The sequence below is a fragment of the Nocardioides panzhihuensis genome, assembly GCF_013408335.1.
In the GTDB taxonomy this organism is placed as follows: domain Bacteria; phylum Actinomycetota; class Actinomycetes; order Propionibacteriales; family Nocardioidaceae; genus Nocardioides; species Nocardioides panzhihuensis.
The window spans coordinates 5,033,056-5,045,000 of the sequence record NZ_JACBZR010000001.1 but is presented as its reverse complement, the minus strand read 5'-3'; the positions used below and the strand labels follow the sequence as shown (position 1 = coordinate 5,045,000).

Here is an 11,945-nt window from a genome sequence, read left to right as displayed (position 1 = left end):
TGCCTACAATCCGTCAGAGCCCGGCCGGCCTTTTGGCAGTGGGGGTGATGGCGTGCCTTTTGAAGAATGAGCCTGCGAGTTAGCGGTGTGTGGCAAGGTTAACCCGTGTGGGGAAGCCGTAGCGAAAGCGAGTCCTAATAGGGCGATTGAGTCGCGCGCTCTAGACCCGAAGCGAAGTGATCTAGCCATGGGCAGGTTGAAGCGCCGGTAAGACGGCGTGGAGGACCGAACCCACTTCAGTTGAAAATGGAGGGGATGACCTGTGGTTAGGGGTGAAAGGCCAATCAAACTTCGTGATAGCTGGTTCTCCCCGAAATGCATTTAGGTGCAGCGTTGCGTGTTTCTTGCCGGAGGTAGAGCACTGGATAGCCGATGGGCCCGACCAGGTTACTGACGTTAGCCAAACTCCGAATGCCGGTAAGTGAGAGCGCAGCAGTGAGACAGTGGGGGATAAGCTCCATTGTCGAGAGGGAAACAGCCCAGACCATCAGCTAAGGCCCCTAAGCGGTAACTAAGTGGAAAAGGATGTGGAGTCGCAGTGACAACCAGGAGGTTGGCTTGGAAGCAGCCACCCTTGAAAGAGTGCGTAATAGCTCACTGGTCAAGTGATTCCGCGCCGACAATGTAGCGGGGCTCAAGTTATCCGCCGAAGCTATGGCACTCCGGTTTTCCGGGGTGGGTAGGGGAGCGTCGTGTAACCAGTGAAGCAGCGGAGTGATCCAGCGGTGGAGGTTACGCGAGTGAGAATGCAGGCATGAGTAGCGAATGATGTGTGAGAAACACATCCGCCGAATGATCAAGGGTTCCAGGGTCAAGCTAATCTGCCCTGGGTAAGTCGGGACCTAAGGCGAGGCCGACAGGCGTAGTCGATGGACAACGGGTTGATATTCCCGTACCGGCGAAATGACGCCCATGATGAGGCGCATGATGCTAACCATCTGAAGCATGCGTGACCGATCCCTTCGGGGTGAGGCGTGTGTGTGGAACATGGGACCCAAGTGTGTAGTAGTCAAGTGATGGGGTGACGCAGGAAGGTAGTCGATCCGGCGCGATGGTAGTCGCCGGCCAAGCATGTAGGACTGAGTCTAGGCAAATCCGGGCTCTGTATGTCTGAGATGTGATGGGGAGCCATTAGGCGAAGTCGGTGATCCTATGCTGTCAAGAAAAACCTCTAGCGAGTCATGAGCCGCCCGTACCCCAAACCGACTCAGGTGATCAGGTAGAGAATACCAAGGCGATCGAGCGAACCATGGTTAAGGAACTCGGCAAAATGCCCCCGTAACTTCGGGAGAAGGGGGGCCTGGATCGTGAACCCACTAGCTGGGGGAAGCGTGAAAGGCCGCAGAGACCAGGCCCAAGCGACTGTTTACTAAAAACACAGGTCCGTGCGAAGTTGTAAGACGATGTATACGGACTGACTCCTGCCCGGTGCTGGAAGGTTAAGAGGACGGGTTAGCCTCACGGCGAAGCTCAGAATTTAAGCCCCAGTAAACGGCGGTGGTAACTATAACCATCCTAAGGTAGCGAAATTCCTTGTCGGGTAAGTTCCGACCTGCACGAATGGAGTAACGACTTGGGCGCTGTCTCAACCGTGGACTCGGCGAAATTGCACTACGAGTAAAGATGCTCGTTACGCGCGGCAGGACGGAAAGACCCCGGGACCTTTACTATAGTTTGGTATTGGTGTTTGGTTCGGCTTGTGTAGGATAGGTGGGAGACTGTGAAGCGCACACGCCAGTGTGTGTGGAGTCAACGTTGAAATACCACTCTGGTCGTACTAGATGTCTAACTTCGGACCATGATCTGGTTCAGGGACAGTGCCTGATGGGTAGTTTAACTGGGGCGGTTGCCTCCTAAAGTGTAACGGAGGCGCTCAAAGGTTCCCTCAGCCTGGTTGGCAATCAGGTGGCGAGTGTAAGTGCACAAGGGAGCTTGACTGTGAGACAGACATGTCGAGCAGGGACGAAAGTCGGAACTAGTGATCTGGCCACGGCATGTGGAAGCGTGGTCACTCAACGGATAAAAGGTACCCCGGGGATAACAGGCTGATCTTCCCCAAGAGTCCATATCGACGGGATGGTTTGGCACCTCGATGTCGGCTCGTCGCATCCTGGGGCTGGAGTAGGTCCCAAGGGTTGGGCTGTTCGCCCATTAAAGCGGCACGCGAGCTGGGTTTAGAACGTCGTGAGACAGTTCGGTCCCTATCCGCCGCGCGCGTAGGAAACTTGAGAAATGCTGTCCCTAGTACGAGAGGACCGGGATGGACGAACCTCTGGTGTGCCAGTTGTACCGCCAGGTGCATGGCTGGTTGGCTACGTTCGGAAGTGATAACCGCTGAACGCATCTAAGCGGGAAGCACGTTTCAAGATGAGGTTTCCCACCCTATATGGGTTAAGGCCCCCTACAGACCATGGGGTTGATAGGCCGGAGGTGTACAGCAGTGATGCCCAGCCGACCGGTACTAATAGGCCGAGGGCTTATCTTTCATAAACCCTCAACAAAAACAACAACCATCGAAGACAACTTCTTTGATGAGACTGTTCGCGTCCACGAACCAACTGTTGTAACACAGGTTTGGTCACCCAATGGGTGATCTCAAGAGTTACGGCGGCCATAGCGAAGGGGAAATACCCGGTCCCATCCCGAACCCGGAAGTCAAGCCCTTCAGCGCCGATGGTACTGCAACCGAGAGGCTGTGGGAGAGTAGGACGCCGCCGGACATATCTTTGCGCAGGGCCACCTCTTCGGAGGTGGCCCTGCTGCCATTTCTAGCCCATTTGCGATGCGGTGTATCGAGCCGTTCGAGATCATTGTCGTGGCCTCTTCGCGCCACGCCCGGTTGACCTGGGTCGCGATGCGGGGTTCCAATGTCATAGTTGCAGTCCGTATCAACATCGTCGAACTAGGAGTCACCCATGGTCAAGAAGCTGATCATCGCCGCCGTCGTTGCCGCGGGTCTCGGTGTGGCCATCAAGCTGGTCGCCAGCCGCTGATCCAGAGCTTCGTCAGTTGCCCGGTGCCCTCGAGGTGCCGGGCAACTGTCATTTGGTGCTCTGTGTGGCTTCCTCGTCCGGGGCGACCTCGGCGGGCGGGACGGGCTCTTCCTTCGGGCGGTCGACCGCAGCCAGGGACCGGCGAGCGCTGGGAATGGCGAGGATGCCGGCCACCACGACGAAGAGCAGAACTCCGGCGAGGATGAGCAGGGACTCGACCGAGAACTGATCGGCGAGCGGGCCGAAGACGACCATCGACAGCGGCATCGCGACCGACATGACGATCCCGACGATGCCGAAGACGCGTCCCTGCATCGCCGGCTCGACGCGCTCCTGGAGGATCGTCATCGCAGGCGCGCTCAAGAACGAGAAGAGCACACCGATCAGCAGCCCGCAGGTGAAGAAGATCCACATGTTCGTCGATACGCCGAGACCGACGACCAGCAGTCCGATGAGGATGACGGATCCGACCATCAGCCGGATGCGGTGCACGATCTTGGGCCCCAACGTAGCGATGACTGCGCCACCGGCCAGCATGCCGAAGCCCCAGAACAGCTCGTTGGCGGTGAGCTTCCAGACCTCGTCGCCGAAGGTGCGGGTGACCATCAGCGGGGTGAGATAGGACGGTGCGCCGACCATGACCATCACCAGCGTGAAGAGGACGAGGATCCACCGCACCTGCGGGTGTGTGGAGGCGTACTTCAGGCCGGCCCGTAGGTCACCGAAGTAGGAGACCTTCCCCTTGTCGGCACGGACGATGCGGGCCACCGGGACCAGTGCGAGGAGGCCTACCCCGATGAGCGCCGTGATCGCGTCGATGAAGAAGACGGCGACGATGTCCATGCTGGCGTAGATGACCGCAGCGAGCGCGGGAGCAAGGAGTGTCATCGCGGCCTGGATGGTCTGGAACGCTCCGTTGATGCGAAGCAGTTGGGACTCCGGAACGATCTGGGGGATCATCGCGGTGACTGCTGGCATCTGGATGCCGGCGAAGACCGAACGGACGGCCAAGGCGAGGTAGATGATCCAGAGGTCATCGATGCCACTGGCCATCAAGCTGGCCAGGATCAGGGTGGCGACCGCGATGGTTGCGTCGGAGCCCATGATCAGGAACTTGCGGTGATGTCGGTCGGCCCAGACGCCGCCGAAGATCGACATGAAGGCCTGCGGGAGCATCCCGAAGACGAGACTCAGCATCAGGACGGACCCGGAGCGCGTCTCGATGGTGAGATGCCACATCACGGCGTACATCACCAGCATCGAGCCCAGCAGGGAGACCGTTTGGCCGGCGAGGAAGATCGCTGCGTTGCGCCTCCAGCCGGAAAGCTCGTCGGCGGGCATGCCGTCCAGCCTCGACCCGGACGGAAGAGGCGTCAACCGACTTTCGTCTCGCCGACTTCTCGGCTCACGCTAGCCTGTTCGGGTCAGGTAAGCCTTACCTGACCCCGAATGGAGTTGGTATGGGTTTCGAGGACGGCCGAAAGCTGAGGGGCACGTACGCAGCTGAGGTGCTGCACAACAAGCAGGTCACGCCGCACATGGTGCGGATCACCTTGGCGGGCGACGACTTGAAGCGGTTCCCGCAGCACGGATTCGATCAGTGGTTCCGGCTCTTCCTGCCGAGGCCCGGTGGCGAGGCGACGAACTTCGACGTGGTGCCGGACAAGCTCGGGATGGTCGACTATCTGAAGTACCTGACCCACGGGGACCGACCCCCACTGCGCAGCTATACCGTGCGCGAGCACCGGCCCGAGCTCGGAGAGATGGACGTCGACTTCGTCGTCCATGGAGATCTCGGGATCGCCGGTCCCTGGGCCCACGACGCTCAGCCTGGTGACCGGGTCGTGCTCCTGGACCAGGGCAGAGGCTTCGACCTCGCTCCGGACGCCTCGTTCCAGCTGTTCGTCGGTGACGAGTCTGCCCTGCCGGCGATCCTCGGCATCCTCCGCGACCTTCCGAAGGACGTGCGAGGCCTGGCGATCATCGAGATCCCGGACATCGCCGACGTACAGGACGTCGTCGGGCCCGAGGGCGTCGAGGTGCGGTGGTTGCCGCGTGGCGACGCCGACCGCGCCGGAACGCTGGCGCTCGCCGAGCTGAAGGCGTTCACTCCTGAGGATCCGGCCACGCTCTCCGCCTATCTCGTCGGTGAGCGGACGATCCCGACCGAGGGGCGACGCCACCTGGTGGCGCTCGGAGTGCCCAAAGCGCAGATCACGTTCGTCGGCTACTGGCGGATGGGCAAGGCCCAGGCTTGAGGCTAGATCACCCGAGGCCACGGAGCGGCGAGCTTGTCACTCGCCACTCCGTGGCCTCGATGGTGATGGCGCCTGAGGTGGCTCTAACCGAGCAGGCTCTCGATGGAGGTGCGGATCTGGTCGTAGGCGAGCCAGGCGAAGATCAGGGCGCAGAGGGTCAGGCCGATGTTGGAGACCCACTTGCTGCGCCACTCCACGGGGGTGTGACGGGTGTTGAGGAGCCAGAGCAGGGTGACCGCCAAGAAGGGCATGAAGAAGGCGCCGAGAACGCCGTAGATGAGGATCAGCCAGGTGGGCTCGTCGGCCAGCAGGAGCCAGATCATCGGGGGGAAGGTGAGCCACAGGATGTAGGCGCGGTACCAGAGGCCACCGCTCTTCGCCTCGGGCTCGTCCGCCTTCCCGCGGATGGTCCCCATGAAGTCGGCGAACATCAGGCTGACGCCGTTCCAGACGCCGACCAGGGACGACATCGCCGCGGCCCAGAAGCCGATCAGGAAGAGCTTGCCGAACCAGTTGCCGTAGCGGTCGGCGAGCACCTTGGACAGGTCGAGCATGCCCTGGTCGCCGGTGCCGATGGCGATCCGAGCCGAGTAGAGCAGCTCGGCACCCACGATGAGGGTCGCGACCACGAAGATGCCGGTGACGACGTACGCGGTGGCGTTGTCGATCCGCATCACCCGCATGAACTTCGGAGTGTGCCAGCCCTTCTCCCGCAGCCAGTAGCCGTAGGCGGCCAGGGTGATCGTGCCGCCGACGCCGCCGGCGACGGAGAGCACGTTGACCAGCGCACCGTCCGGGATGGTCGGGGCCAGACCCTTGAGGAGCTCGGGGATGTTGGGCACGGTGATGAGCGCGGCGGCCACCATGGTGACGAACATGATCCCGACCAGGACCGCGAGGAACTTCTCGAACAGGCTGTAGCGGCCGGCCCACACGATGGCGAGGCCGATCAGGCCGGAGACGATGCCCCAGACCTTCACCGAGGCGAACGGGAACAGCGCGGTCAGGGCCAGGCCGGTGCCGGCCATCGCCGCGGCGCCGTAGATGAAGCCCCAGATCACGATGTAGGGGCCGAAGTAGATCGTCGTCCAGATGCCCAGACGCCGCCAACCCTGGAAGATCGTCTCGCCGGTCGCCAGGCTGTAGCGCCCCGCGCCCTCGACGAGCACGACCTTCAGGACACATCCGATGACCACGGCCCACAGCAGGGCGTAGCCGTACTTGCTGCCCGCGATCAAGGTTGCGACCAGGTCGGCGGCCCCGACACCGGTTGCGGCTACGACGAGGCCGGGGCCAAGGATCCGCCAGCGCGGGGTTTCGGACGACTCGGTCCTCGCTGCTTGTGACATGAGCGACAGGTATACCCCGTTTTAGGGGAGATCAGCGACTTTTTGCTGAAGTACGGCGCGCTCGCGCTCGTTGGTGCACATCTCCGCCGCCCGCTCGAGCTCCTCGCGCGCCTCGACGGTTCGGCCCAGCCGGCGCAGCAGCTCGCCGCGTACGGTCGGCAGGAGGTGGGTGTGGTCGAGCCGCCCCGCCCCGGTGATCGGGTCGGCGATCCGATCGACCAGCTCCAGTGCAGGCATCGGCCCGTGGGCCATCGCCACCGCGACGGCCCGGTTGAGATCGACGATCGGGTTCGGCGCGATCCGACCCAAGGCCTCGTAGAGCACGATGATCCGCTCCCAGTCTGTCGTGGCGACCGACTCGGCGACCGCGTGGGTGCCGGCGATGGCGGCCTGCAGGCCGTAGGGCCCCAGGCCGCGCGGGGTCGCCTGCTCCAGCGCCGCCAGCCCACGACGGATCGCACCCCGATCCCATCGGGTCCGGTCCTGGTTCTCGAGGAGGATGGCATCACCGTTCCTGTCGGTGCGCGCCGGGAAGCGGGAGGCGGTCAGCTCCATGAGCGCGAGCAGGCCGTACGCCTCCGGCTCATCGGGCAGCGCGCCGATCAGCACACGGGTCAGCCTCCGTGCCTCCCTGGCGAGATCGGTGCGGATCAGGTCTTCGCCGGAGGTCGCGGTGGAGCCCTCGGTGAAGATCAGGTAGAGGACGTTGAGGACGCCGGGGAGCCGCTGTCTGCGCTCCTCGGGCGAAGGCGCCTCGAACGGCACCTTCGCGGCCGCGATCGTCTTCTTCGCGCGGGTGATGCGGGCCTGGATCGTCGGCACCGGAACCAGGAACGCGCGGGCGATCTCCTCGCTGCTCAGGCCGCCGACGACCCTGAGCGTGAGCGCCACCCGGGCCTCCTTCGACAGCACCGGGTGGCAGGAGATGAACATCAGCGCGAGGACGTCGTCGTCGATCCGCTCGATGTCCAGGTCGTCGGCGTACGCCTCGTCCTGGTCGTGGGCGATCGCCTCGTACTTCTCGCGCTGGACCCCGGCACGGCGGATCGTGTCGATCGCCCGCCGTTTGGCCGTGGTCATCAGCCAGCCGACCGGGTTGGCGGGCTGGCCGTCGCGCGGCCAGGAGACCAGCGCCTCCGCGAGGGCCTCCTGGGCCGCGTCCTCGGCGAGGCCGAAGTCACCGGTGTAGCGCGCGAGGGCGCCGACGATGCGGGCCGACTCGATTCGCCAGATCGCCTCGACGGCGCGCGTCGCGTCACTCATGGATGTCTCCTCGTCGGGTGGTCTCGACAGGCTCGGCGACCGGGTCCGTCAGAGCTGCCCGGTCTTGGTCCGCCAGTCGAGCTCCTTCTGGATCCACGGGTTGTCCTGCGGGAACTCGTCGATCGTCGGCACCCGACGGATCTCGACGGCGGCACCGGGGAAGTAGCTGAGCCGCTTGGCCCACTCGACGGCCTCCTCCTTCGAGGCGACCGAGATCAGATAGAAGCCCCCGAAGAGCTCCTTCGTCTCGCCGTAGGGACCGTCGGTGACCACCGGCGCCTCCTCGGCTTCGGCGTAGGTGACGACGGTGTGCTCCTCGGGGTCCAGGCCCTCCATGGCGAGCAGCACGCCCGACTTGATGAGCTCGTCGTTGAGGCGCCCCATCTTCTCGAGCATCTCCTCGAAGGGGATCTCGGCCATCGCGGCGTTCTGCTTGTCCTCGTCGATGGTGCGCCAGATCAGCATGTACTTCGGCATCTCGGTTTCTCCTGTGTCTGTCGGGCCGTCTTGCCGGCCCGTTCACCCCTAGGTCGAACGAGGTCTACGCGAGATCGACAGCTCAGCCAAGAAAATATTTCGGGACATCTCGGTAGGTTGGAAGCGTGAAGATCTCGCTGTGGCCAAATCTCGTCTATCCCACCGCCGACATCCTTGCCGAGGCGGAGGCCGCTGACCAGGCCGGTTGGTACGGAGTCTGGGTCGCGGACCACTACATGCCCAACACCGGCTCCGCGGACATCGACGACGGGCCCATGCACGAGGTCTGGGGGATCCTGCCGGCGCTGGCCGCGACGACCCAGAACGTACGCATCGGCCCGCTCGTCTCCCCGACGACGATCCACCACCCGGCCCTGCTCGCCAACCGGTCCGCGACGATCGACCACATCGCCGGTGGGCGCTTCGTGCTCGGCATGGGTGCCGGCTGGCAGATCAACGAGCACAAGGCGTACGGCATCGACCTCCCGGGCGCGAAGGTGCTGGTCGACCGGTTCGAAGAGGCGATCGAGGTGACCCGGTCGCTGCTCGACAAGCCGCGTACGACCTTCGAGGGGACCTACTTCCAGGTCGCCGACGCTCCGTGCGAGCCGAAGCCGGTGGCCTCGCCGCTGCCGATCCTGGTCGGTGCCAAGGGCCCGCGGATGCTGCGTGTCGTCGCCCGGCACGCCGACGAGTGGAACACCTGGGGCACGCCCGAGAGCGCCGGCGCGGTGCGGGCCAAGCTCCTGGAGGCGTGCGAGCAGGTGGGACGTGACCCCGGCACGATCAAGACGACCACCAACCTCATGCTCGATCTCGACGGCGCGAACCCGGGGTTCGCCAGGACGCAGACGGGCTCGGCCGGTGAGCTGCAGGACCTGATCGGACGCTATGTCGAGGCAGGGTTCGACGAGTTCATCCTGCCGACCTGGAATCTGGGTGAGACCGGTGCCGAGCGGATCGAGCGGGCCGCACAGCTCAAGGCCGAGGTCCTGGACCCTGCCCTCTAGACCGAGCGGGCGAGGATCGCGCTGTTGATCACGTCGGTGCCGGGGGCGTCGACCTCGGGGTTGGCCTCGGCGACCACGGTCAGGCCGGAAAGAGCCGGCGGACCGACCGGCGGATAGAGCAGCGTACGCAGTCCCCGAGCGCTCCGCGCCAGGACGAGGCCTCGCGGATCGAGGTGGATGACCGCCTGGTCGAGCACTTCGGCCTTGGCGGCATCGTCGGCTCCGACCAGGCCGGCGAGGAGCACGACGTCGACGGGTCGCGGTGGCGTGGCGGCCGCGGCGTCAGCGTGCTCGAACGTCACGCCGACGGTGCCCAGGCGACCTGCCAAGACGGAGGACAGCCGGATCGCCTCGGCATCGTGGTCGACACAGTGCACCGCGATCCCCAGGTCGGCCAGGCAGAACGCGGTCAGGGGCAGTGGCCCCGAGCCGAGGAGCAGCACCTGCCGAGGAACGGTGCCTTCGCGGCGTACGGCTGCCAGCTCCATCTCCACGAGGAGCCGGTAGTTCTCGCGGTAGGGGAAGCGGGCGAACGCCCGCACGGGGTCGGGGGAGCGGATGATCCGGTCGGCCCAGACCCGCTCGAGGGCATGCTCGCCCGCGGACGCAACCGAACGGAAGACGGCCGGCGAGCGTGAGGGCGGCAAGGCGGCCAGCACGGAGTCGGCGGCCGACTCGGGCACGCTCAGCACGGCGGTCACCAACCGGTTGAAGAGTGCGTCGACGACGATCCCGGGCGCCAGCGACTGCTGGTCGAGCAGGTCGTCGAGGGTGGAGACCAGACGTTCGTCGATGGCTTCGAACGCTCCCGGATTCACAACCGGTCACCATTCCACATCGGCGACGGCCGCCGCAGAGCGTTCCACCGAGGAGACCCGCTCCGTGGCACGGAAGTTTCTGGGACGATGTAGAACTACGCCGACCGGCTACGACGTAACCCCGTGAGCACGCCTACGGACGGCGCGCAAGAAAGGGAACAGCCATGAAGTACGTCATCCTCATCCACTCCAACCCGCAGCCGTGGGGGCACCCGACGGGTGACTTCATCCCCGAGTTCCAGTCGCTGCCGCAGGAGACGAGGGAGAAGCTCAACGGTGCCTTCGAGACGGTCCTGGAGGAGCTCTCGGCCAACGGAGAGCTCCTCGGCGGGCAAGCGCTCGCGGACCCGGCCTCGGCCAGGCTCTACCGCTGGGACGCCGGCGAGCCGATCGTCACCGACGGCCCCTACTCGGAGGCGAAGGAGCACCTGGCCGGCTTCTTCCTGATCGATGTCGAGTCCCAGGAGCGGGCCGAGGAAGTCGTACGCAGCTTCAGCGGGCCCGGTGAGACGGTCGAGCTGCGGCCGGTGGCAACCTACTGACATGACGGTGACGGGAGTCGAGGACGTGTGGCGGCAGGAGTCCGCCCACGTCCTCGGCGCCCTGCTCCGGGTCCACGCCGACCTTCCCGACTGCGAGGACGCCGCGCAGGAGGCGCTGATCGCGGCCAGCCGGCGGTGGCCCGGCGATGGCCTGCCGGCCGATCCGCGCGCCTGGCTGATCCGGGTGGCCCACCGGCGGCTCATCGACCAGATGCGGGCCGACACCGCCCGGAGACGACGTGAGATCGCCGACGGGATGGCCCGGCGGCTCGACGAGACGGAGCCCGCGGCCGTGGAGATCGGTTCGGCCTACGACGACTCGCTGCGGCTGATGATGATGTGTGCCCATCCTGCGCTGCGCCGCCCGTCCCAGGTGGCGATCACGCTGCGGTGCGTGGGCGGCCTGACGACGACCGAGATCGCGGCTGCGTACCTGGTTCCCGAGGCGACGATGGGGCAACGCCTCAGCCGGGCGCGGGCGACGCTGAAGAACGAGGACTTCTGCTCACCTGCCCCCGACGAGCTGCCCGAGCGGATCGCCTGCGTGCTCGACGTCTGTCACCTGATCTTCAACGAGGGCCACACCCGCACCAGCGGACCGGACCTGCAGGGGATCGAGCTCACCGACGAAGCGATCCGGTTGACCCGGATCGTGCGCGGCGTGCTCCCCGAGCACGACGAGGCCACCGGCCTGCTCGCGCTCATGCTGCTGACCCAGGCGCGCTCGTGCGGCCGCGTCGACCATCTCGGCGACCTGGTCCCGCTCAAGGACCAGGACCGCTCGCAGTGGGACCGCGAGCTCATCCGCGAAGGTGCGGCGCTGCTCGAGGACGTACTCCCGCAGGGGCCGGTGGGACGCTTCCAACTGCAGGCGGCGATCGCGGCGGTCCATGCCGAGGCGGAGTCCTACGAGGCCACCGACTGGCTCCAGATCAACCTGCTCTACGGGATGCTCGCCCAGGTGGCACCTTCGCCTGCGGTCACGCTCAACCGGGCTGTCGCCGTGGCGATGAGCCTCGGGCCCGAGCACGGGATCGAGATCGTCCGCGACCTGCTGGAGCACCCGGCGATGCAGCGACACCATCGGGCCCATGCCGTGCTCGCGCACCTGCTCGAGCAGTCCGGCGACCTCGCGGTGGCCAGGGAGCACTACGTGCTGGCGGCGAGGCTGACCCGGAGCGTCCCCGAGCAGCGCTACCTGAACCGACGGATCGAAGCGCTCGGCCGACCCTAGT

9 protein-coding genes and 2 rRNA genes (1 of these 11 running past the window's edge) are annotated in these 11,945 nt (G+C 65.1%); 6 read left to right on the top strand and 5 right to left on the bottom strand.

Translation table 11 applies throughout. The features are described from left to right. Together BJ988_RS23910 and rrf are read left to right on the top strand one after the other, a co-directional pair. Positions 1-2,485: ribosomal RNA gene (locus BJ988_RS23910) — 23S ribosomal RNA — on the top strand; it begins 605 nt to the left of the window's first position. Positions 2,486-2,603: 118 nt separating this feature from the next. Then, positions 2,604-2,720, top strand: a 5S ribosomal RNA gene (gene rrf / locus BJ988_RS23905). 321 nt (positions 2,721-3,041) lie between these two features. Here rrf and BJ988_RS23900 read toward each other — a convergent pair. Further along, positions 3,042-4,334 (bottom strand): MFS transporter, encoded by a 1,293-nt coding sequence (locus BJ988_RS23900; RefSeq protein ID WP_179660357.1) that lies wholly within the window; start codon positions 4,332-4,334, stop codon positions 3,042-3,044. A 119-nt stretch (positions 4,335-4,453) separates the two neighbouring features. On the opposite strand from BJ988_RS23900, the gene BJ988_RS23895 reads away from it, so the two are divergent. Beyond that, on the top strand, positions 4,454-5,251 hold the full coding sequence (locus BJ988_RS23895; protein WP_179660356.1) for a siderophore-interacting protein: 798 nt from the start codon (positions 4,454-4,456) through the stop codon (positions 5,249-5,251). Between the two features lie 83 nt (positions 5,252-5,334). Here BJ988_RS23895 and BJ988_RS23890 read toward each other — a convergent pair whose 3' ends face one another. The 3 genes from BJ988_RS23890 to BJ988_RS23880 are packed head-to-tail and all read right to left on the bottom strand — an operon-like array spanning position 5,335 to position 8,340. After that, the gene (locus BJ988_RS23890; RefSeq protein ID WP_179660355.1) at positions 5,335-6,600 is read right to left on the bottom strand and encodes an Nramp family divalent metal transporter; all 1,266 of its coding nucleotides are present in this window, start codon (positions 6,598-6,600) and stop codon (positions 5,335-5,337) included. Positions 6,601-6,621: 21 nt separating this feature from the next. Continuing rightward, positions 6,622-7,863: an RNA polymerase sigma factor gene (locus BJ988_RS23885; RefSeq protein WP_179660354.1), complete on the bottom strand. Its 1,242-nt coding sequence runs from the start codon at positions 7,861-7,863 to the stop codon at positions 6,622-6,624. Positions 7,864-7,911: 48 nt separating this feature from the next. Continuing rightward, complete coding sequence (locus BJ988_RS23880; protein WP_179660353.1) at positions 7,912-8,340, bottom strand: YciI family protein; 429 nt, start codon at positions 8,338-8,340, stop codon at positions 7,912-7,914. A 125-nt stretch (positions 8,341-8,465) separates the two neighbouring features. Between BJ988_RS23880 and BJ988_RS23875 the strand changes: the two genes are divergently transcribed. Continuing rightward, positions 8,466-9,350, top strand: coding sequence for an LLM class flavin-dependent oxidoreductase (locus BJ988_RS23875; RefSeq protein WP_179660352.1), 885 nt, complete (start codon positions 8,466-8,468; stop codon positions 9,348-9,350). Here BJ988_RS23875 and BJ988_RS23870 read toward each other — a convergent pair. Continuing rightward, the gene (locus BJ988_RS23870; protein ID WP_179660351.1) at positions 9,347-10,168 is read right to left on the bottom strand and encodes a nicotianamine synthase family protein; all 822 of its coding nucleotides are present in this window, start codon (positions 10,166-10,168) and stop codon (positions 9,347-9,349) included. The two genes, BJ988_RS23875 and BJ988_RS23870, sit on opposite strands and share 4 nt — an antisense overlap. A gap of 164 nt (positions 10,169-10,332) precedes the next feature. Between BJ988_RS23870 and BJ988_RS23865 the strand changes: the two genes are divergently transcribed. After that, on the top strand, positions 10,333-10,710 hold the full coding sequence (locus BJ988_RS23865; protein WP_179660350.1) for a YciI family protein: 378 nt from the start codon (positions 10,333-10,335) through the stop codon (positions 10,708-10,710). A 1-nt stretch (position 10,711) separates the two neighbouring features. Then, positions 10,712-11,944 carry an RNA polymerase sigma factor gene (locus BJ988_RS23860; RefSeq protein ID WP_179660349.1) on the top strand — a complete coding sequence of 411 codons (1,233 nt, stop codon included), beginning with the start codon at positions 10,712-10,714 and terminating at the stop codon, positions 11,942-11,944. Position 11,945 lies beyond the last annotated feature (1 nt).